The sequence below is a fragment of the Paenibacillus sp. USHLN196 genome, from assembly GCF_037144955.1.
In the GTDB taxonomy this organism is placed as follows: Bacteria; Bacillota; Bacilli; order Paenibacillales; family Paenibacillaceae; genus Paenibacillus; species Paenibacillus xylanexedens_C.
Genome location: NZ_JBBCYH010000001.1, coordinates 328,079 through 350,588, shown reverse-complemented (window position 1 = coordinate 350,588; position 22,510 = coordinate 328,079). Strand labels below are relative to the sequence as shown.

Sequence of the window (22,510 nt, the reverse complement as noted above, 5' to 3'; positions counted from 1 at the left end):
CTACTTCTTCAGCAGTTCTTCAGGGGACATATCCAGTGCTTTGGCGACTTCGCGGATTGGATCAAAGTCACTGTCACTGCCTTCTACAAAACGGGCTGCGCCGACACTTTCCAGGAATTTAGGATTTTTCGTATCGTAATCCAGCATAAGATCACGCAGCTGTGTAACCAATTCCTCTGGCAAGTCTTGACGATAAAGCAGTGGAGCCCCACCGACGATCGGATCGGATTCGGCAATTACGCGGAAATCTTCCTCTTTAATAAGTCCTGATTCTGCCATCATCGGCACCATGAGACTTGACGTCCCAATCCCATCTGCATTACCGTTTGCCAGTGCAAGCAGTGATTTGTCATGTCCACCGGAGAACGCTACACTGCCGAAAAAGGAATCCAGTTCCTTATTGGAAAGACCTAGCTCTTTCATTAATGTGGCACGTGGGTACAGATTGCCAGATGTTGATGCCGGATCGGCAAACAAAAAATCTTTTCCTTTTAGGTCCTGTACACTTTGATATGGAGAGTCCTTACGAACAAGGATGACTGTATTCGATTGTTGATCACTTTCGGAACGGACAAGCAGTTTGGCATGGGCTCTTTCCGTAGCGATGATGTAACCAAATGGCCCGATCAGTCCAACTTCAATTTTGCCTGCACGCAGGGCTTCGATAACCATGTTATAATCTTCAGCTACAAAAATTTCCGCAGGAATGCCGGTTGCTTCAGTAATGTCTGTTGCAAGCTGTTCCTGAGAACGGTTCATCTCGCCCTCTTCGCTTGGCATAATACCGATTCGGATTACTTCTGGCATTCCGCCTTCACTGGAGCTTGAACTTGCTGATGCGCCGCATCCAGACAGGATGACAAGCATAAAAACAAGCGAGAGGATCAAGCTTTGATAACCTTTACGTTTACTATTTTTCACAATGTATACCCTCCTGAAATTTGGTTGCTTCCATACCGGATTATCTGGTACACAAGTAGGATACAAGTTGAATGTAAGAAGAATGATTTGGTAAATCACCGAATTTGTAAAACATTTACCGGACTATGTTTTGTAAATTTAGGCAAACAGTACAAGTTCTTCTTCTCGGCTCGGGACACGAAACTTGTACCGATAAACAAAAAAGCCGCTAATATAGCGACTTTCAATGGGAATATGTTCTAGTTCCTCGACAATTGTCGTGTTACTAATTTAGTATCCCTGAAGGAATTTCTCCCGAGTATCTATACTCAATAAAGGCATTTGGTCGGTTGTACATCTCCTCACAGATTACTCAAGCGTCGAATGCTTACGCAATATTGTTACGGAACCAATTGCTGCGTGCCATACGACCTTCCAGCGAGTCCAGACCGGTGATTGGACCAATAGTGTCATTCTCCCGTAACGTTATCAACTTGTGCGTTTCCGTACAGTCAAGACTATCTGTTGCCTTTTTAATCGCTAAAATATCTTTCAATTCCATTTCATTACACCTCGTTGGCTCTCCATGACTATTTAATGAAACAGATTTAATTCGAATTCGTAGTATATAAAAGTAATTTGGAGGTACTAACTATGAATAAGAAATCTCTCACAACAGGTGTATCTTTGGGATCGGTCTTTGGCGTTATTTTTTTCATGGCGCTTGATAGTTTTCCATTGGGCATTAGTTTTGGAATCCTCTTTGGAATTGTCTTCTATCTTGCTACTAAATCAAAGAAAGAAAACTCCTGATCTCGGTACAAGTTCTTGTCCTTGGCTCGGAACACGAAGTTATATAGAAGAAACACAAAACGGCATCCACGATTTGACACCAAGCTTCAATAAAAAAAGAACAAACTACCCGAGGCAATTTGCTCTCTATTATCTTTCAAGCCACTTACTTCTATTTAAAAGGAGTAATAGAACATTCCTTCACTGATACGTCCTTGATCCAAAAGAGCAGAACTGGTAAAGCTGTCGTTTATCGCGTTTATAATGTGGATGGTGTCTTTTATCGTTATTCTGTTGTGCCCTATCTATGATTATAATGCGTACAACCATTAAGCTGCATTGCCTTTGTATGCACGCACCGCAAAGATATAAGCCACGAATATAATCCCGACGCACCACGATAGGGCGGCCCATATGTCATTCCCCACTGGCTGTTCTGACAGCAGGGCGCGAATAACTTCAACAATCGAGGTCACCGGCTGATTTTCAGCAAAGATCCGAACAACTTTCGGCATCGACTCGGTCGGGACAAACGCCGAGCTGATGAACGGCAGGAAGATTAGAGGATAGGAAAAAGCGCTTGCACCTTCTATCGTTTTTGCGGACAGTCCAGCAATGGCTGCGATCCAAGTCAGAGCCAGTGTAAACAGCACGAGTATACCTGCTACAGCAAACCAAGATAGCACCCCCGCCGAGGAGCGAAATCCCATAATAAGCGCTACGAGAATGATGACCACAATAGAAATAACGTTGGATACTACCGAGGTTAGCACATGCCCCCACAGCACAGTGGAACGCGCAATCGGCATGGAGTGGAACCGCTCGATGATGCCCCGTTGCTTATCCATAAACAGACGATAAGCAACGTAAGCCACCCCGCTCGCAATAGCCATGAGCATTATGCCAGGCAACAGGTAGTTCACATAGTTTTCCGTACCGGTTTCGATTGCGCCACCAAGCACATAGACGAACAGCAGCATCATTGCAATCGGAGTGATACAGACCGTGAGGATGGTATCCATACTGCGGAAAATATGGCGCATGGAACGACCAAGCATAACGCTCATATCGCTGAAGAAATGTTTTATTGTTGTCTCCATTAAAGGGCCTCCTTTTTACCGATGATTGCGAGGAATATTTCCTCTAAAGTTGGCTGTTTTTCAACATACTCTACCTTTGGGGATGGAAATAGCTTTTTTAGTTCCGTAAGCGTGCCGCCCGCGATAATCCTGCCCTCGTGCAGAATAGATATTTGGTCGGCAAGCTGCTCGGCTTCCTCTAAATACTGTGTGGTCAAAAATACCGTCGTGCCGCTGTCTGACAGTTCCTTTACAATCTTCCATACTTCGATACGTGCCTCCGGGTCAAGCCCAGTGGTTGGCTCGTCGAGGAAAATGATCTGCGGTTTACCCACAAGGCTCAAGGCGATGTCAAGCCTACGGCGCATACCACCCGAATACGTAGATGGCTTACGATTGGCGGCGTCGGTTAAGCCGAAACGTCTCAGCAAATCGTCCACAACTTGATGCGGATGATCCAGATGCCGCAGCTTGGCAATCATGATCAGATTTTCCCGTCCGGTCAATATCTCGTCTACAGCGGCAAATTGCCCGGTCAGACTGATCACTTGCCGCACATTTTTGGGTTTTGACACAACGTCAAATCCGTTTACGGTGGCGGTGCCTCCATCTGGTTTAAGCAATGTGGTGAGGATTCTAATAATCGTCGTTTTGCCTGCGCCGTTAGAGCCAAGCAGGGCGAAAATTTCACCTTGCCTCACTTCAAAATCGACACCCTTAAGGACTTCTGTGTCCTTGAATGACTTTCGCAGACCCTTCACTTCAATTGTGTTTTCCATCCCGAAGGCCTCCCTTTACTTTGTTTTATCCGTACCCTTTTTCATGGCCTTTCTAACTTCTTGGTCAACAGATTCTTGATAAATGTCCGCATAAGTTTTGGAATCTTTAATTAGATCATCGCAAAAAGCCGCTACATCACTGCCCGTAACTTCGAGCACGCTTTTCCCCAAGACCGCGCCCTCTTCAAAAAGATCGACAATTCCCGAGAGCAACCCCGTCCCGTTAGTTAGCTCAACAGGGCCGACTTTAAAGAGATATTTTTGAATCTCTTTATAAACAATCTGATAATCTTGCGGGAGTCCTTTGACACGCGCCACATGCGCTCGCCACTCTTTTTTTCCTTCGATAATATCTCGGATTTTCAATATACTCTCCTCCTATTTACCTAATTTTTTAACAACATTATTGTTGAGTTGCTCGCGCCACTTGTCCCGATAAGATTTTGCCCCTTCTTCGCCAGCCAGTGCAGAACAGAAGCCTTTAATATCGTCACCTAAAACCTCTTGGATCCGCTGCCCCTCCGCTGCGGTTTCTTCCAACAGGCCAAGCACACCGTCCAAAATTGGCATGAGGTTGCGTCCGGTAAAATCGGAGTGTGGCCAAAGATGGTTATTAATTTCTTTCCATGCGGCTTGATAATCCGCCGGCAGTTTTTTGACTCGCTCTTCAAAAGCTTTGAATTCTTTTGTCATGTCGTTTCCGGTGATTTTATCCCAAAAATTCATTGTTTTTTCTCCTTTAACTCGTTCATTTTTGATGATACGAATTCCCATTTTGCCCAGAACTTCCGCAGTTCCTCATGCCCTGCTTCATTGATGGCGAAAAACTTTCGCGGCGGTCCCATTTCGGAAGGTTTCTTGGTGGTTTCCACCAACTTGTTTTTTTCAAGCCGGATCAGGATCGTGTAAACCGTTCCCTCGACAACATCTGTGAAACCAAGGGCATTCAGTCGCCGCGTGATTTCGTAGCCGTATGTTTCTTGGCGGCTTATAATTTCAAGAACACAGCCCTCAAGCACGCCTTTAAGCATTTCCGTTAAATTCTCCAGCACAATCACCCTTTACTATTCTGTATGACTGGTATGCAGTGTTACTTACTACTGCTATAAAGTAACACGTAGTAGATGATAAGTCAATAGCCATTATGACTGACATGCATTTTACATTTTCAACTATCAAGCCCCATGAGTAGCAGCAGTAAAATGCACACTTTTTTCCTTTTAATTGCTAACTCAACGAAAAGTGGAGTAGCTGCCAACGGCAAACTACTCCTTTCATTCATTTGGATAGCGTTTATGATCGTTTACCCAGCTATTCCTTTTCTGGCCTAGATCTGTTTTTAATTAAAAATCTACTCTGCATCACTATTTTGATAGCCTGTATACTGGCCACAGTGCCAACCTCAAAATCTTGCTGCCCCAAAAAGCCAAAACGGTCGTTCCGGTCCATGAACTCCGCTTATTCTGGCTGTACTGGTCATTGATAATATAGGTCCGGGTGGAAGTAGGGCTTTTGAGACCGAGCTTTTCCCACTCCTCTGGATCATTTGAACCCCCAAGCTTTGTAAGCATATCCGTAGACTCCTTATTGATTTTAGCAGGAATTTGCTCGTAGGCATGGGTGATTTTCGCATGGAATTCGTCGATTGGATTACGGCTGGAAATGCTCTCCAAATGGATGCTTTCGCGAAGGTAAGAAACGTATGCCAGATGTTCAGCCCAGAACTCGTCGATATAAAAAAGCCGTACCCGCTGCTCCAAAGGGCTCATTGGCAGCTCGCCTTTCAAAATTTTAAGTCGCTCAGCGTATAGAATTCGCCTCTGATCCTCCACCATATCGGAATAACTATTCAGTTCCTGGTGGATATCGAAGTTTTGGCCCATAGTAACGCGCTGAACATGCTCGATTTTACTGCGGAGCATCGACTCCTCGAGAGCCTTCTCCTGCCGAGGAGCGCGAACCACTTTGTGGATTCCGAACTGAAGCATCAACTCGTCCTCTAAGCTGACGAAAAATACGGAAGCTCCCGGGTCGCCCTGGCGGCCGGAACGCCCGCGCAGTTGATCGTCAATCCGCACGCTTTCGTTCATATATGTACCTATCACGTATAATCCTCCCAGCTTGGCGACAACTTCTGCCTTCTCCGGGTTGCCGCCGCCGAGCCGAATGTCGACGCCGCGACCTGCCATATTTGTAGACACCGTTACGGCGCCGATTTCTCCAGCTTTAGCTATGATTTTTGCTTCTATTGAGTCGTTTTTCGCATTCAGAATATGGCATTGTACATTGGCGTTCACCAGCGCCTCCGCCAGTTTGTCAGACTCCTCAACGCTAGACGTACCAATGAGAATCGGACGTCCCGTCGCATGGATAGACGAAATTTCTAGTACAAGCGCCTTTAGTTTGGCTTCTTTATGTGTGTACATTCGGTGCGGGTGATCGATCCGTATGTTTGGCTGATTCGGTGGAATTTTCACGACCTCCAGCGCATAAATGTTTTCAAATTCCAATGCTGAAGCCTGCGCCGTAGCCGTCATTCCGCAAATTCCCGGATACAAACTAATGAAGTGTTGAATGGTAATCGTCCCGAGAATTTTCCCTCCCGCCTTCCACTCTAGTCCTTCTTTGGCCACAAGCGCAGCTTGCAGTCCATCCGGCAAATACCTGTTCTCCGCTACACGACCGGTATATTCATCAATTAATTCGATTTGACCATCTCTCACGATATAATTGACATCTTTTTTTAATAACGTTTCCACATGCAGCGCACAATTTAAGGACGTTAAGAAATGACTATTATGGCTATCGTACAAATTGCCGCATCCGAGCAGGGACTCCACCTTCGCAGCGCCAGCTTCATTCAAATAAACGTTCCGCTGAAACTCGTCGAATTCGTAATGCTCTACTTCGTCGAGCTGCCGAGCCACTTCTGCGAAACGAAGGTCGTCGCTCTTGTGAGAGCTCGACTCGCCGCTGATGACTAGCGGCACCCGCGCTTCGTCGAGAAGCAATGAATCCGCTTCGTCGACGATGACGTAGTGGAATGGACGATGCACCGTATCAGCTTCGTTTAGGGCGATCGTGTCGCGCAAATAATCAAATCCCGCTTCTTTAGCCGTCACATAGGTTATATCGTTGGCGTACGCTTCCTGTTTCTCGAAAAGGCTCATACCAGCTTGAACTGAGTTTACACTTAACCCGAGAAAACGATAAATCGGACCCATCCACTCGGCATCTCGACTTGCCAAATAATCGTTAAACGTCAGCACATGAACGCCTTGGCCAGTCAGCGCATTTAGGTATGCAGGCATAACAGCAGAGAGTGTTTTTCCTTCGCCCGTATGCTGCTCGATCAAAAATCTCTCATGCAAAGCGATGGCAGCCATGATCTGCACATTATAAGGCTGTAATCCGAGCCTTCTCTTCGCTACCTCACAGACCAACGCATAGGCATCGACAAGTAACTCATCCAAAGGTGTACCCCACTTTGCTTCCTTTTTCAAGCGGAGAGATTCTTCTTGGAGCCGCTGATCGTCCCAAGCCTCCAAATTTCGTTTTCTGATGAGTTCCACCTTGTCTCGATATCCTTTTAACTGTAGCTGGGTATCCCGGTCTTTGAACCTCCGTATCATTTTGACGACTATACTCAATGGTTTGTTCCCTCCTCGGTCATGCCTTCATGGCAATCTTTCGTCTTCTTTATCTATAACTTTTCTGCCACTGAATCAGATTTCATCCCCCCGACTTATTGCCCATCATTTTCTATTCTTGGTTCTGACTTTACATACGCACTTACCTGGGGAAAGTTTCCAAGATCTTGGATTAAATGAATTGGCAATATTCATCCGAACATTTCAAAGGGACACTACTTCTCAAAATATTTGTCATAAAAAAACAGCCGATCGAATTGCCGGCTGTAGTACGTCTTTACTAAACAATAATTTCCCGTTAGTTCAATTCCTTTCTCCTGTGTTTTTTGGAAGTTCCACCTGATACTTCAAGCCCAAAATATTGGCATACATCTACATGTTCTCCGGCATATTTTTGTAAAGTATATCTGAAATTCATTACAATTTCGGCGACGGCTGCCACATGCTTTTTGTAAGCAAAAATAAATTCTAAATTTGTTTCAATATAGCGTTAAACGTTCAAAAACATAAAAAAGCACAAGCTGAGGGTTTTTACACCGCTGTAGCTCGCACTTTGCTCACCGAATTAGGACATTCATTTTAGCTTTTTGACGATTCGATACAATGATACAGTAGGTTTCACTATTTCAGAGGTAATTTCATAGCCCAGTTTGGCGTATAGTTTGGCAGCAAGATGATTCTCTTTTTTGACTGTAAGGGAACTTAGGGTATACCCCTGTTTGATCGCCTGCTCTTCTGCATGCTGAATGAGTTGGGAGCCTATCCCCATGCCTCTGCTTTCAGGCATAGCTGCAAGAGTTGCGATATGATACTCTCCTTCGAATCATTCCTTCAGTGTGAGTGTTGTGAATAAGGCTTTTGGATGCAGCAGATTGTAAGTGATCAGTCCTAGTTTTCGGTATGAAAACAGTTGTTTCGCCGTAGAGGAGGCCAATTTTTCCAGAACGGTAATGGGTAAACACGTTATCATTCCAAGCGATTGGTCACCCATTTTTGCTTCATAGGCAAATTCATGACTAAATCGATTGTTCTTAGACCTCCATAGCATTCTAAATGTCGCATCAGCAATGCTTTGCTTACTTGACCCCACAATAGAGTGTGCCATATCTCCAACTGCCATTAAATTGAGTTTGGCTCCAACATTGGAATGTGGATCGGCCTGCGAGATTGAGATGTCTGTCTTCATGTTGATCAATACTCCTTTCCAGTTCCCTCACAAATTCAAGTAGCTTATCGCAATGGTGTTCGGACCAGTATGTGAACCTATTACACACCCACCCTCAATAACTATCACTTCTTTAAAGTAAGCATGCTCAAGTATGCTAGTTCGAACTTTATCTGTCATTTTCTCCGCAACTGTTTGAGCAATGATCAAGAGATTGGGACAAATCTGATTTTTTTGAGTTGAAATTTTTTGTATAATACTTTCCAATGCCTTATCCATTTTACCGCGATATTTTAGAACGGACCGTACCTCTCCATTAATGATATTTAATATGGGGCGCACCCTTAGCACATTACCAATAAGGTGCTGCATACTATTAACGCGTCCTCCTTTATGCAGATAATCGAGTCTATCTACTAAGACCTCAATCTTGACCTTTTCCCTCACATGTTCTATATCTGCTAGCACCTCTTCAATAGACTGACCTATTTCAATTGCACGTGCAGCACGAAGCACTAACATGGCATAACTTGCTGATAAATGCATGGAGTCAATGATATGAATTCGTCCAGCAGGGAACTCTTTAGCTGCAATATGCGCATTTTGATTGGTAGATGATACTTTGGATGACATGCTAATATATAGAATTTGTTTACCTGCGAGAATCTCTTCTTCAAAGATTTGATAAAAATCTGAAGGAGATGGAGCTGCGGTGTTAGGAATAACCCCTTCTTCCTCGGAACGACGATATAGTTCTGCTGGAGTTATCTCGAGATTATCTTTGTAAGTTTGAGTCCCCATGATTACATAAAGTGGGACAACACTAATATCGTATTGCTGTAGCCATTGGTTCGATAGGTCAGCAGTGCTGTCGACTATCAATTTAATAGTATGGTCTGTTCTCATCATATTCACCCTTTCAGCCTTCTATATCCATTGAAACTTAAAAAATATTCTATTTATGTGAATTAAGATAGAAATAAAAAGCATAAACACTACATGAGGTAAGGGTCATAATTAAGATAATAATAATATCAAATGATACATAATAGTATCATCTGATATTATTATAAACTACTATTTCTAATTTGCAACTTTAATCATTTTATCTACAAAAGACGGTACAGTCTCCGGCGATAGCCAGAGGAATAATCAAATTAGCCCCAGCAATTGCTCAATTGTCTACTAATTTTCTTGTGAATTGAAGCTGTATACGGTAATAACCGAAGTAACAATCCTCTTTTGCTGTATAAATAGAAAAACCTTGCTATCTAGAAGACAACAGGGTTTTTGAGTAAATATCAAGTCAGAGTGGTTCAAATCGTTTCCTTGTTGAAATTATGAACGATTATTAGATATGTTTTTCGATGATATTCGTCTCTTCAATTTGTTTAATTACTCTCGCTGGGTTGCCGCCAACCACCACGTTGTCTGGAACGTCCTTAGTCACAACTGCTCCGGAAGCAACTACGACATTATTACCAATCGTCACACCTGGATTGATAATAGCTCTGCCGCCAACCCATACATTATTTCCAATCTTTACTGGCTTACCAAATTCCGGTCCTTTATTTCTTTCTGTGGGATCCAATGGATGAGTAGCTGTGTATACATGAACCCCCGGCCCAAATAGGCAATTGTTCCCTATTACTACTTCACATACATCTAATATTGTGCAATCAAAGTTGGTATAAAAGTGGTCTCCCACATGAATATTATAACCGTAGTCAAAACGAATATTGGGCTCCATACCTAGGTTTTCACCTGTGGAACCGAGCAATTTCTTGAGTATTTCTACTCTCATTTCATCATCCGTTTCAGTGGTCTGATTATACATGCGCGTCATACGTCTGGCGTATGCGCGATCACGTGTAAGTTCAGGATCCCAAGCCATATACAATTCTCCATCAAGCATCTTTTGTTTTTCTGTTTTCATAGTCGTTTTTATCCTTCCTTATCTTAAAATTTAACTTATAGTGGTTTGGCTGCTTTTCGAGCGATATTTGGATTATTTGTGTTACACTTCACCTCCTCTTCTCTACTAGCTGCAGTGAATAAGAGAGGCTTTCCAATGTCATTTTAATTAATCCACACATGTAATCATCATCTGGATTCTCAAGTAGTATCAAACGGGGCATATGTAACTCGGGAATATACTTCAGACATTCATTCCGGATCAGCTCCACATCACCCGGTTTCAATAAATCACCTGTCAAAGCAATCGTTTCAGGGTTCATCACAGCGATTAGGCTCGAGACGCCCCGGGCTGCAAGCGGATGGAATGTGTCTCGATTATGGAGCTTTCTAAACTGTTCATCATGAGACATTTCCAAGGGCAGAAAGGCAATTTCTCCAGCAAAACGTGAATTTCCCCTGTGAATGTGCCCATCAATCATGATTCCTGCTCCAGGTAGAGAGCCTTCAATAAATGTCGTAACGACCAGAGAGTTTCTCTCATTGTATCCCTGTCTCTGATAAAGTCCATAAACCGTTAGGTTCATGTCGTTATCCAGAATAACCTCAACTTCAAGCTTCTCCTGAATGGGAGCTACTAAATTGACATTGATCAGATTAGGAATGTCACAGGTATTAATCACCCCTTGATGTACTGCACCTGGAACACCAATTCCTATGGCCTGTATACGGGGATATTTCAATATAAGTCTATCAACCAAATCATATATCTTTTCTTCATTCATCTGTTCTAATTGCTGAGAGCCTTCTTCCAATGACTCCCCTGACAGATTAACGACGCTGTACGTTAGAGAATGAAGCGTTACTCCAGCTCTGATAATAATGCAGGCAATATTAGCAAAGTCCACATTATACCTGTAAATTTGCGCAGGTCGGCCTCCGTTCGATTCTTCTAATTCCAACTGAATGAGTTCACCCGTGCTAAGGAGTTCATGGAGTATATTACGACATGTGGCTATGCTCAAACCGGTTGCCTCTGCGACCATGGACTTGGTTCCCTGTCTCATATCTTTCAGTGTTTCTCGTACCAGTTCCTGGTTCATCTTTTTGACACGCATTGTATTGTTAATAATATGATCTACCATTTTTCACCACCTCCAATCATATTTGATAACACTTACGTTAAGTATTAACATAATATACATACCTCTTCTTGTCTACATCTTTATGTTTAATTGATCATGCGGCAATGCTCTATGCTTCTATTTAATTTTATTATGTTTTAATTTATTTCCTTAAAAGAAAAACTTCTCAACTTGGCTTGGGTTGAGAAGTTTCTTGACCTGATCTCTATTACCAAATTAGAAAATCGCTGTTCTTCAGCCGTAGTACTGCTTCAATGAGAAAATAATCTCCATAGATGATCGGCACAGCATAATCCCCTCCTCGCCCATGATATGAGCCAGTACCATTATCAACAATCGAATCAATCTCGGGGTCCCAGTTGCAAAAACGTTGGTCGGTTGCTTTGAGAATATTAAGAGCTCCGTTTACATACAGAGCACGCTCGTTTACGCCGACATGTTTGGCAATCTCAAGTAACCCGCATGCAGCACACATTCCAGCGGTCGTATCCCAACAGACTGGTTCTTCCGGTGCTCGAAAATCGACTTTCGGTACATAATCTGAACTACTCACATTTGCCAGGAAGTAATGAGCAACCTGTTTAGCCGCATCAAGATAACGAGAGTCACCACTATAATGGTAACTTAGAGCGAATCCATAGATTGCCCAAGACTGGCCACGTGACCATGAGGAATCGCTAGCATACCCTTGTCCTTCTGGAGCTTCGACGAAATCACCGTTCTTAGGATCCAGTACTACGATATGATGACAGGACCCATCTGGACGCAATGCTTTGTTGAAGGTCGTATCTGCGTGATCCTTTGCAATATAGGAGAACCGCGGGTCTTCGCTGACTTCGCTCGCCCAATAGAGCAGAGGTATATTCATCATACAGTCAATTATGATCCAGCCCGTACAGTTATCGTTCCAAGCACGAATAAACTTACCACGTGGATTATATCGTCCCGCAAGCAAATTTGCTGCATGCAATCCGCGCGTCTTGGAACGGGTGTTGCCAGTCAGACGATAGTTTGCCACGGCAGAATGCAACCACATGAAGCCCACATCATGATGCAGCCCTTCATACCCATCAAAGGCTGCGTCAAGCCGGAGTTCGACGCCCTCGGCAGCCGTTTTATACTTTTCTTCGCCAGTAGCATGGTACATCTGCCATAACATGCCCGGCCAGAAACCGTTGGTCCACCAGTAGATATCGGTCTCACCTTTATCTTCCTTATACTGCCCTCCTTCAGGAATGTATGGGATCTTCACACCAATACGATCAACCTCTGCGGACATCTTCGTTTGCAATTTTGCCCAAATCTCATTCACCCACGTTTGATTGTCTTTGCTCAATTTGTAGTCCATTGTTGTTCTCCCTTCTTTTTTTCAAATGTGCCAGGTTTAACTTTGTGTATGCGTTTGCATGAACGGAGAGGTATGTCTTCGTTCCAATATATTTACTCCCTTCATTCTATAAAAATCACGTGCAAATAGTGTCTGTTGGTAGTACAATAATATCAATTTGTTGTACATTTTAATTGGAGATTCTAATCTTTTAATACAACTAACTAATATTATTTGTATAAAGGAGGCATGACTAATGCAAAAATTGCTTGAACATATTCCATTAGATGGCATTCCATTGATTGCCTCCTGCCATACCCGTACAGAGCAGCACTTTAAGGGGTTCTACCACTGGCACCAATGTTGTGAAATACTGATCGTTCACGAGGGAGAAGGCACCGTGACTGTTGGACCCCAAGCGTTCACCATACGCCCAGGTGCGCTCTTTTTCTTTCAACCGTTTCAACTGCATAAGGTGTTTGCAAGTCCCTCGACTGATAAACCTTACGTTCGCTCAATCATTCATTTAAATCAAGCTGTATGTATGTCTTTTCTCGACAAGTTTCCCAATCATGCTCGTTTCTTCAACCATCTTTGCTACGGAGCCTCGGTTAAACCCTGCAGGTATATATGTTTGGATGAGACCAGCATCTCTGCTTCCCTTCGACTCCACTTCATGAACGGTGGGCAATCAGGCGTTTCACAGCAGGAAAACCATATCATCTTTTTATTGCAGATGCTTTCCTTGCTTCAAACGTATGAACCGCAAGACAGCCTGATATCTTCCGGTTACCGCCAGCCTCAATATGCCGAGCAAATCATGCAATGGATAGAGCGGAATTTCTCGCACAGCTTCGAGCTATCCCGACTTGCGGAAGAACTACATATCTCGAAGTCTTATGCTTCACGAATGTTCAAAAAAGAAACCGGTAGTACAATCACTGAATACCTGCTAGCTCGAAGAATTAAGCAAGCCTGTCATCTTCTAGAAACTACAAGTCAGCCGATCGACGTGATTGCTTCTGCGCTTGGCTTCAACACGGCTGCCTATTTTATCGCCCAATTCAAACAGATATACCGAACAACGCCGCTCCAGTACCGAAAACACAAGCTCAGCCCTGACGGCTGAGCTTGTGTTTGTTAAGCAGATTGCCCAGATAATTCGGACTTAAGTAAACCCTCTCTGCCAGCGAACGCAGGTTAATATCTTGATGATATTCTTGCGCAACGATATTCATCACCAACTGCACAATAGTCGTTTCAGGTAGTTGGCGCTTCTTTTCTGCTCTTTCGGTCCATTCCAGAAGCCAATGGCTAAGGGGTGGCTTTATCTTATGGAAACAGTTCTGATTCTGTAGGGAAATCCTTAGCTCCCACAGCGACGTTTTCATCTCATGGAGATCTGCGAAGTCTTGCGCTACTCGTGTCACAATCCACATTAAGAATTCTTCTATATAAGCCGGATCAACTCCCGAATACTGTTTAAAATAGTGCATGATGCGTTGGGCTGGTGATTTTCATTGCTTTCGGCTGTAATCTGTTCCAGCAGAAGACGAGGCTCCGGTTCATCAATCGGCAATACACGATGGGCAAGACCTATGGCTGACTTTGCTACATGTGTCTTTCATATGTTATCTTTTTTTTGAAGAAGTGTATGTTGAAGTTACCAATGTTCTTAAAATTTCTGCACATTATTCTAAAAATCACAACATACTCCCCGGTACTCATCTACTGATTGGTTTCTTGGGGTGATCAGAATTCATTATGTACTGTAATAGATGATTAGGAAACATCTGGTTTCTTACTGTTGAATGTAAACCATCTGCACCAACTAACAAACTTCCATTTTCCTGTTTACCGTCTTCAAAATAAGCCGTCATACTCAAAAAAAACCAAGTACTTGTCTCACAAAGTGATAAGTACTTGGTCTATTTGATAGAATTTTAAATGTTATGACCCATCTGTCTGTTAATTAAATAAAGGCAGCCGATTTCAAATTATGTTTCCAAATTCAATCTTTCCCCGTTGGATTCAATCACCTTTTTATACCAGTGGAAACTGTCCTTTTTACTTCTTTTCAGGGTACCACTGCCCTCGTTATCCTTATCTACATAAATGAATCCGTAGCGTTTCTCCATTTCGCCAGTTGAGGCACTAACGATGTCGATGCAACCCCAAGCCGTGTAGCCGATAAGATTAACGCCATCGAGGATAGCTTCTCTCATTTGTTCGATATGATCTCGCAGGAAATTGATCCTATACGTATCATGGATAGAGCCATCCTCTTCGATGACATCAACCGCTCCCAGGCCATTTTCAACGATCATTATAGGGATTCTATACCGATCGTACACATGATTGAGTACGTAACGGAGTCCAACTGGATCGATTTGCCATCCCCAATCATTTGCCTTCAAATAAGGATTTTTGAATCCACCAAAGACATTCCCTTGGGTCTCATCACCCTCTGGGCGAGTACCCACTACATGAGATTTGTAGTAGCTGAAGCTATAGAAATCAACACAGCCTTGTTTTAACACCTCTTCGTCTTCTTCTGCCATCTCAATCTGAATATTGTTCTCATTAAAATATCTCTTCGCAAAGTCAGGGTATTCCCCTCTCACTTGCACGTCGCTGCTCAGCATATTGTTAATCTGATCCATTCTCAGAGCCTTCAACATATCTTCCGGTTTACATGTACTTCCGTAACCATGACTATAATTAATCATGCAACCGATTTGGAACGCCGGATTAATCTCATGAGCAAGCTTGACAGCTTTTGCACTTGCTATAAATTGATGATGTAAAGCCTGGAATCTTAATTGCGTACTATCCACAACCGTATTGTTAAATACACCACTATCATCAACTAATAATGCCCCTGCTATATATGCACCTGCTGGAACAATTAAACTATTGATCTCATTAAATGTAATCCAGTACTTCACGACATCCTTGTAACGGGTGAAAATGGTCTCACAATACCGTACGTAGCAGTCGATCATCTCTCTGGAAGCCCAAGCATTGAATTTCTCAGTTAGCGCAAACGGAGCTTCGTAATGTGAGATCGTAACGATGGGTTCAATATTATACTTTTTCAGTTCACTGAACACCTTGTCGTAAAATTGAAGTCCTGCTTCATTTGGCGTTACATCGTCCCCGTTAGGGAATATTCTGGACCAAGCAATGGACATTCTGAAGCTTCGAAAGCCCATCTCTGCAAACAGACGGATATCTTCTTGGTAATGATGATAAAAGTCTACTGCCTCATGGGAAGGATAGTTTACGCCCTCCTCAATGTGTTTAGTGATTCGTCTTGGAGTAGTATGCGTTCCACCCGTCATCATATCTGCTGTACTTGCCTTTTTACCATCCATGTTCCAGGCACCCTCGTATTGATTCGCCGCTGTTGCGCCGCCCCACATAAAAGAGTCTGGGAATACGGTTGTGTTCTTCATTGGCAATTCCTCCTTATATGATCTTCATTAGTTTTTCACCGATCGTAATCGATGGTTTGTCTATACCAATTACATCTGTAAAGTCATCTGAATTCGTAACAATAATTGGTGTAGTCAGGTCATAACCTTTGGAGGCTATTGCATCTGTATCGAATTCAATAAGTAAATCCCCAGCTTTTACTTCATCGCCTTCTTGCACATGTACCTTGAAATGTTCACCTTTCAGCTTGACCGTGTTCATGCCGATATGAACGAGGAGCTCAGCGCCATTATTCGAGCTAATACCAATTGCGTGGAAGGTAGGGAATACCGCGGATATTACACCATCGGCTGGTGAAACAAGCTTTCCAACTGAAGGTTCAATGGCGATCCCTTTTCCCATAGCTCCAGTTGCAAAAGCTTCGTCCTTTATTCTCGATAACTCTAGAACTCGACCAGTCATTGGTGCTATGAGCACATGCTCAGAGACGCCAACAACAGGCACATGGTTTGTTGAAGAAGACTTCGCTGTTGCTTGTTGATTCGTTCCATCCTCAGGCACATCTTCAAATCCTAAAATAAGGGTCATCAAGAAGGTGACAATAAAGCTAATGACGAGACCAATTGCTGCATGCATTAGGTTCCATGGATTATCTGTAATAAATGCTGGTAACGTAGCCAAGCCGGCAATGCCTAGAGCAGATCGAGCTACACCGAACAAGCCAACATATATTCCGCCTACAATACCACCAATGACAACAGCGATCAGCGGTTTTTTCAACCGTAGATTTACACCAAACAATGCAGGTTCGCTAATACCTAATAGCGCAGTTACACTTGTAGAGTATGCAACTTGTTTAAATGCCTTATTTTTGGTTCTTAATGCGACCGCGAGCGCAGCTGCACCTTGAGCAATATTGTGTACGAGCATACCTGGGCCAACAATGCCATCGGTTTTTGTCTGTGCATAAGCAGTGAGGACAACGGGTCCCAAACTATAGTGCATTCCCGTCAGAATCAGGAAAGGGAACGCACCGCCAATAATACCGGACACTAACCATCCTGCGTGTGTATTGACATAGGATACAGCAGAAGCAAGGTAGTTACCGGCAATTGCACCCAATGGGCCTAGAACAATTAATGTTAGAGGTGCCATAACAAGTATTACAACTAACGGTTTCAAAATGGATTTGATCACGGAAGGAGAATACTTTTCAGCAAATCGTTCCACATATGACAGGATCCATACAGCTAAAATGATTGGAATAACGGAAGAAGAATACGTTGCTTGTGTAACAGGTAGACCGAAGAACGTAACAGGCTCACCCGCAGACATCAACGCCGAAAAGCTAGGATGTAACAAGATACCCGCAATGGTTAACGCAAAGCCTACATTAGCTTTAAGTTTAACAGCAGCACTCCAGGCGAGTAGCATTGGCAAGAAGTAATAAGCTGCATCTCCGACAAAAGTCATAATTGTATTAAATTGACCGTCAAGGTCAACCAGATTAAAGGTTTTCAAAATGAGAAGAACTGCCTTAATCATGGCGCAACCGATCATTGCGGGTAGAATCGGTGTGAAGATTCCGGCAATCGTGTCCAGAACCGTAGAGACTTTTCCTTTTTTCACAGTTGGAGCATCATTCTTGCTTGTAAAGTTCCCTAGTTGCGCAAGGGCTTTATAGACGTTGTTGACCTCATTACCGATAATGACCTGATACTGGCCTCCACTACTGGCAACACCCACAACTCCTTGTACGTTTTTCAGTGCTTCGTTGTTTGCAATCGACTCGTCTTTCAAATTAAAGCGCAGCCTGGTAGCACAGTGTGTAACACTTTCAATGTTTTTTTCACCACCAACAAGTTTTAGAATGTCGGTAGCCGTTTGTTCATGTTTCATTTTTTGTTCCCCCTTCAATGTATTTTTTTACAAAAAAAGACCTAGAGTTCTATCGAATATAGATATGCTCTATACACGATGGAACTCTAGGTCTTGCCTGCATCACCAGTAACAATCCTAGTATAGTCATTATGGAGCGATGATGGGTCAATCCCTTTCTTCATCAGTCACCCTTTTGATATGAACAGTTAAATATACCAATTCGTCTTCGGTTAATTCTTTCCCATAGTCTACCCGAATCAACTGCGCAATTCTTAGACTACATTGGTACTCTAGCTTATATTTTTCTTTAATAATATGGAGGAAATCGTTATCATTACTTTTCATCACCGTATTGTTAAACAGACGATAGGCAAAAAACTTTAGATGCGTGATCAGTCTGGAATAGTGAAGGGAACTTTCATTAAAGTGAATTTTGAACTGATAACGAATAATATTTAAGACCTTTTGAATCAATTGCGTGATCTTCATGGTATCTTCCATTTCAGATCCGAGTTCTGCATTGACGATATGAAGCGCAATAAAGCCGGCCTCATCTTCAGGCAACGTAATGTTGAATTCTTGATTAATCATATCCAAAGCCTTCAAAGCCACTCGATACTCATTGGCGTAGAATGCTTTAATTTCAGACAATAACGCATTGTTGAAGTTCATTCCCTGTTTATAGCGTGATACGGCGAAGTTAATATGGTCTGTTAGCGTCAAATATATATTTTCATTCAGCTCTTTATCCAAGGACTGCTTGGCATATTGAATAATACTATCGGACACACGGATGTACTCCATCGGAATCTGCGCGAGCAGGGCATATAATTTGCCAGTTACATTTTTGGACTTCAGGAAAAATTCTTTCTCAATCTTCTCTGTGTCCACATCGTCTCCTTTTTTCTTCTGAAAACCAATGCCACTTCCTAGAAGCATCATCTCCTGGCGTCTTTCATTTACAGCGCAGACGACATTATTATTAATAATTCGCGTGATTTTCATACGAATCTCCTTTTAAAATGAAACGTTAACAGAATTTAGCAAATAAAAAAGACCATTAATAGTGCACACATGGTATTTAAACTCTACATGTTTGCATATTAATCGGTCTTGCCTGCTGATCAGTAACAATCCTGATTATATTCATTATTTACTTGTACGATTATCTTAGTGGAAGGCGTTAAATTTGTCAATATAGTTATTTAGAGTACTTTCTATAACTCAAAACGATCAATTAAAATTATACCGCTAAAATAGCGACTTCCATAGGAATATGTTCTTATTCCTCGACATTTTATTGTTGGATGCTACTCCATCCGCTTACATCACATTGTCCATAATCATTATCACCCACAGCAACCATCGTACCATCCGATTTCAGTCCAATCGTATGGGCACACCCCGCCGAAACAGCTCGAATATCGTGCCAGCCACGTACGTCGCATTGGTGATGTTTATTCGAACCCACCGCAACCATTGTACCGTCAGACTTAAGACCAACGGTATGATAACTCCCCGCTGAAACTGCCACAATATCGCGCCAACTGCTTACGTCGCATTCACCATCATTATTTCTTCCCACAGCCACTACCGTGCCATCCGATTTAAGTCCAACCGTATGAAGATACCCCGCCGAAACAGCCAATATGTCGCTCCAGTCGTTTACGCTACATTGGTTATACTTATTGTTACCAACGGCTGTTACCGTTCCGTCTAATTTTAGACCAACTGTATGCCAGTCACCCGTCGTGACCGATACAATATTATGCCAGCTGCTCACGTTACATTCCCCTTCATTATTTCGCCCCACCGCAACCACAGTGCCATCTGATTTAACCCCAACAGTACGGCACCAACCTGCCGAAATGGTTACAATGTCGCGCCATTCGCTTACATTACATTGGTCATGCTTATTCCAACCTATAGCAGTTACCGTACCATCAGATTTAAGACCAACGGTATGTGCATTACCGGTGTTCGCAGCCATATGAACATTACCAGCAGCAACTGCGACAATATGGCACCAATCGCTTACCTTACATTGACCGTATTTATGATCACCCACAGCTATTACTGTTCCGTCAGATTTAAGAGCAACGGTATGACGACGACCTGCCGCTATGGTACAGCTACGGAACCGTTTCGTCTCAAACACTGTTTCCTTCGGTGAATTGTAGTCCATATCTTCCTCCTCTCCACTAATTGAAGGCAAATTCACATTTCCTCTACGTTGTTAGATCGCACTGCTACAAAAGAAAGGCTCGTACAGGCTGGGTATTATTACTTCCCTGCCCAATACGAGCGTCTACGTCATATTGCACTCAAACGGTTGATCCAGGTGTGTATTTTTAGCAATCGTTTCATTTCATGTCGCGATAGTCTAATAGATCCTTCAAATTTGAGATTTTCTGCAGCAGCTTTTCTCCGACATTGGTTTCCCTCACCAGCTTCCGCGCCAGTTCTTTGTCCACCAATCTTTTTAGAGATAACACGTCCGTTCCGCTACATAACACATCTTCTTTTGATTTAAATTTCTTATGGGCGACGAGCTGCATGCCAAAGGAATTATACAACAAGGTATATCCGGCAATGCCCGTTGTGGATTGAAAGGCTTTGGAAAAACCGCCGTCAATCACGATCATTTTTCCGTTTGCTTTTACAGGGTTCTCTCCACTAATTTCTTTGACTGGCGTGTGGCCGTTAATGACATGTCCATGATCTGGATTCAAATCAAACTCCTGCAAGATTTTTCGACAGATCTCTTCATTTTCACGTAAATGGTAGTACGGATTCTTTCTCTCCTTATGTGCTTCTTTATCTTGGATGAAATACCGTTCAAAAGTGGTCATTTCTCTCTTTCCAAAGAGCGAGGAGCATTCCCCTGTCCAGATGTACCATACCATATCCGTCGCCAGATCTTCTGTCTCTTCCGGATGCGCAAAGGCGTAACGTAGATAATCTTCAAAAACATCAAGCAATTGACGGCCCGCATATGTCTTGTCTTCAATCTGCATTTCTTCCATATTTCCTTCTTCATCTAAAGGAATACAGCCGTGGATTAACAAATTCCCGTTGTATTTTAAATAAAGGCTACCCTTTTTCATGAGAAAATTCATATGTCTGGCCATCTTTTCGGAATGCTGAACGGAAAACAACAGCTTTTCCATCACCTGGCGTTCTTCCTCCAGCAATTGTTCAGGCTTCTGTGGATTTACGGTTGCGAAACAGGTGTTTTCCAGCAGGTACGTTTTACCGCAGATGTTGATTTCATTGTTGTCGTAATCAATCTGCTCCAGCAAAAGTCTTTCAGACATATTAAAGTATGGGCGTCTCTTGATAATCGGGATTTCAAGTTTAAACTGGATCATGGCAATGGCTTGGTGAATTTTGGTGATCTGCAGAATTTCCTGCTCCGATACATTATGGCCAGCCTGTAGCTTAGGTCTGAAGGGCGGATTGTCTTCATAATATTTCTCCGCCAGCTTTAGCAGTGGGCGCAGATTGATTCCGTATACATCTTCAATGATGTCCAGATTGTCGTATCTGGCGCAGATCCGGATAATATTCGCAAGGCAGACCAGAGACCCCGCGTAGGCTCCGATCCAGAGGACATCATGGTTACCCCACTGAATGTCTACAGAATGGTAGTTGATTAGCGTATCCATAATTTTATCGGGGTACGGCCCCCGGTCATAGATATCTCCAACCACATGAAGATGGTCAACCACCAAGCGCTGGGTCGTATAAGCCAGGCCGATAATGAGATTGTCCGCCTGGCCCAAGGATATAATTTGCCGATATATTTCCTCGTAATAAGGATCCTTATTGTTGGTCGAATCCGTCTTGTATAGAAGCTCTTCTACAATATATACATATTGCTCCGGCAGAGCTTTACGCAATTTTGAGCGTGTATACTTGGAAGAGGCATAAGAAATAAGCTTAAGCATGTGTTCAATCGTTAGTCTATACCACTGGTTCAAAGCCTGTTTATTGCTCAGTTCCCCTATAACCAACTGTATTTTTTCTTCCGGGTAATAAACCAACGCCGCAAAATCATTGATTTCTTGTTCCGTCCATACCTCCCGGAATAATTCTTTGATTTTCTCTTTGACGGTACCCGAACCGTTTCGTAGTACATGCTGAAAAGCCTGGAACTCCCCATGCAAATCACTGACAAAATGCTCGGTTCCCTTCGGGAGATTGGAGATCGCTTCAAGGTTGATGATCTCTGTTATGATTTTTTCTTCCGTATCATATTTCTCGGCCAATAAATCTAGAAACTGCTCATCCAAAACAGATGTCCCCCTTCAAGGAAGTATGGTGTTGTATAGCCGGGTCCAAAAGCTTTAGACCTATATAAAATTACACTCTATACTTGGCATTGATTATATGGTGATTATCAGCATCGCCTTCCCCCATCATACTCCAGTTCATCTT

General features: G+C 43.0%; 20 protein-coding genes and 1 pseudogene. 2 read left to right on the top strand and 19 right to left on the bottom strand.

Translation table 11 applies throughout. From position 1 onward, the window contains the following. Positions 1 to 921 carry a phosphate/phosphite/phosphonate ABC transporter substrate-binding protein gene (locus WFI24_RS01450; protein ID WP_336758205.1) on the bottom strand — a complete coding sequence of 307 codons (921 nt, stop codon included), beginning with the start codon at positions 919 to 921 and terminating at the stop codon, positions 1 to 3. A gap of 367 nt (positions 922 to 1,288) precedes the next feature. Then, positions 1,289 to 1,462: a DUF1835 domain-containing protein gene (locus WFI24_RS01445; protein ID WP_336758204.1), complete on the bottom strand. Its 174-nt coding sequence runs from the start codon at positions 1,460 to 1,462 to the stop codon at positions 1,289 to 1,291. Positions 1,463 to 1,554: 92 nt separating this feature from the next. On the opposite strand from WFI24_RS01445, the gene WFI24_RS01440 reads away from it, so the two are divergent. Continuing rightward, positions 1,555 to 1,713: a hypothetical protein gene (locus WFI24_RS01440; RefSeq protein WP_336758203.1), complete on the top strand. Its 159-nt coding sequence runs from the start codon at positions 1,555 to 1,557 to the stop codon at positions 1,711 to 1,713. A gap of 308 nt (positions 1,714 to 2,021) precedes the next feature. Here the strand turns inward: WFI24_RS01440 and WFI24_RS01435 are convergent, their stop codons facing one another. The 11 genes and pseudogenes from WFI24_RS01435 to WFI24_RS01385 all read right to left on the bottom strand — a co-directional run bounded on the left by WFI24_RS01435 (position 2,022) and on the right by WFI24_RS01385 (position 12,772). Then, on the bottom strand, positions 2,022 to 2,792 hold the full coding sequence (locus tag WFI24_RS01435; protein WP_237175145.1) for an ABC transporter permease: 771 nt from the start codon (positions 2,790 to 2,792) through the stop codon (positions 2,022 to 2,024). Further along, positions 2,792 to 3,550: an ABC transporter ATP-binding protein gene (locus WFI24_RS01430; RefSeq protein ID WP_145325355.1), complete on the bottom strand. Its 759-nt coding sequence runs from the start codon at positions 3,548 to 3,550 to the stop codon at positions 2,792 to 2,794. Before WFI24_RS01430 ends, WFI24_RS01435 begins: the two co-directional genes overlap by 1 nt. Positions 3,551 to 3,565: 15 nt before the next feature. After that, the gene (locus WFI24_RS01425; protein ID WP_145325356.1) at positions 3,566 to 3,916 is read right to left on the bottom strand and encodes a DUF1048 domain-containing protein; all 351 of its coding nucleotides are present in this window, start codon (positions 3,914 to 3,916) and stop codon (positions 3,566 to 3,568) included. A gap of 12 nt (positions 3,917 to 3,928) precedes the next feature. After that, positions 3,929 to 4,276: a DUF1048 domain-containing protein gene (locus WFI24_RS01420; RefSeq protein WP_336758200.1), complete on the bottom strand. Its 348-nt coding sequence runs from the start codon at positions 4,274 to 4,276 to the stop codon at positions 3,929 to 3,931. Beyond that, on the bottom strand, positions 4,273 to 4,581 hold the full coding sequence (locus WFI24_RS01415) for a PadR family transcriptional regulator (protein WP_272907538.1): 309 nt from the start codon (positions 4,579 to 4,581) through the stop codon (positions 4,273 to 4,275). Before WFI24_RS01415 ends, WFI24_RS01420 begins: the two co-directional genes overlap by 4 nt. A gap of 333 nt (positions 4,582 to 4,914) precedes the next feature. Continuing rightward, entirely contained in the window at positions 4,915 to 7,200 is a 2,286-nt protein-coding gene (locus tag WFI24_RS01410; RefSeq protein WP_336758197.1) for a preprotein translocase subunit SecA, read from the bottom strand. 574 nt (positions 7,201 to 7,774) lie between these two features. Continuing rightward, positions 7,775 to 8,386, bottom strand: a pseudogene (locus WFI24_RS01405) (GNAT family N-acetyltransferase). 27 nt (positions 8,387 to 8,413) lie between these two features. Next, complete coding sequence (locus WFI24_RS01400) at positions 8,414 to 9,274, bottom strand: DegV family protein (RefSeq protein WP_336758749.1); 861 nt, start codon at positions 9,272 to 9,274, stop codon at positions 8,414 to 8,416. Between the two features lie 442 nt (positions 9,275 to 9,716). Then, positions 9,717 to 10,301, bottom strand: coding sequence for a sugar O-acetyltransferase (locus tag WFI24_RS01395; protein WP_336758195.1), 585 nt, complete (start codon positions 10,299 to 10,301; stop codon positions 9,717 to 9,719). 88 nt (positions 10,302 to 10,389) lie between these two features. Next, entirely contained in the window at positions 10,390 to 11,424 is a 1,035-nt protein-coding gene (locus WFI24_RS01390; RefSeq protein WP_336758194.1) for an ROK family protein, read from the bottom strand. Positions 11,425 to 11,632: 208 nt separating this feature from the next. Next, entirely contained in the window at positions 11,633 to 12,772 is a 1,140-nt protein-coding gene (locus WFI24_RS01385; RefSeq protein ID WP_336758193.1) for a glycoside hydrolase family 88 protein, read from the bottom strand. A 235-nt stretch (positions 12,773 to 13,007) separates the two neighbouring features. Between WFI24_RS01385 and WFI24_RS01380 the strand changes: the two genes are divergently transcribed. Further along, positions 13,008 to 13,880, top strand: coding sequence for an AraC family transcriptional regulator (locus tag WFI24_RS01380; protein ID WP_336758192.1), 873 nt, complete (start codon positions 13,008 to 13,010; stop codon positions 13,878 to 13,880). Here the strand turns inward: WFI24_RS01380 and WFI24_RS01375 are convergent. The 6 genes from WFI24_RS01375 to WFI24_RS01350 all read right to left on the bottom strand — a co-directional run bounded on the left by WFI24_RS01375 (position 13,864) and on the right by WFI24_RS01350 (position 22,365). Continuing rightward, a complete protein-coding gene (locus WFI24_RS01375; protein WP_336758190.1) occupies positions 13,864 to 14,190 on the bottom strand; it encodes a hypothetical protein in 327 nt (108 codons plus the stop codon). The genes WFI24_RS01380 and WFI24_RS01375 overlap by 17 nt on opposite strands. Before the next feature lie 558 nt (positions 14,191 to 14,748). After that, on the bottom strand, positions 14,749 to 16,209 hold the full coding sequence (locus tag WFI24_RS01370) for a glycoside hydrolase family 1 protein (RefSeq protein WP_336758189.1): 1,461 nt from the start codon (positions 16,207 to 16,209) through the stop codon (positions 14,749 to 14,751). 13 nt (positions 16,210 to 16,222) lie between these two features. After that, on the bottom strand, positions 16,223 to 18,088 hold the full coding sequence (locus WFI24_RS01365; protein WP_336758188.1) for a beta-glucoside-specific PTS transporter subunit IIABC: 1,866 nt from the start codon (positions 18,086 to 18,088) through the stop codon (positions 16,223 to 16,225). 147 nt (positions 18,089 to 18,235) lie between these two features. Beyond that, positions 18,236 to 19,075: a BglG family transcription antiterminator LicT gene (gene licT / locus WFI24_RS01360; RefSeq protein ID WP_076216836.1), complete on the bottom strand. Its 840-nt coding sequence runs from the start codon at positions 19,073 to 19,075 to the stop codon at positions 18,236 to 18,238. Positions 19,076 to 19,367: 292 nt separating this feature from the next. After that, positions 19,368 to 20,255 carry an RCC1 domain-containing protein gene (locus WFI24_RS01355; protein ID WP_336758185.1) on the bottom strand — a complete coding sequence of 296 codons (888 nt, stop codon included), beginning with the start codon at positions 20,253 to 20,255 and terminating at the stop codon, positions 19,368 to 19,370. A gap of 178 nt (positions 20,256 to 20,433) precedes the next feature. Next, complete coding sequence (locus tag WFI24_RS01350; RefSeq protein ID WP_336758184.1) at positions 20,434 to 22,365, bottom strand: fructose-1,6-bisphosphatase; 1,932 nt, start codon at positions 22,363 to 22,365, stop codon at positions 20,434 to 20,436. Between the last annotated feature and the right edge of the window lie 145 nt (positions 22,366 to 22,510).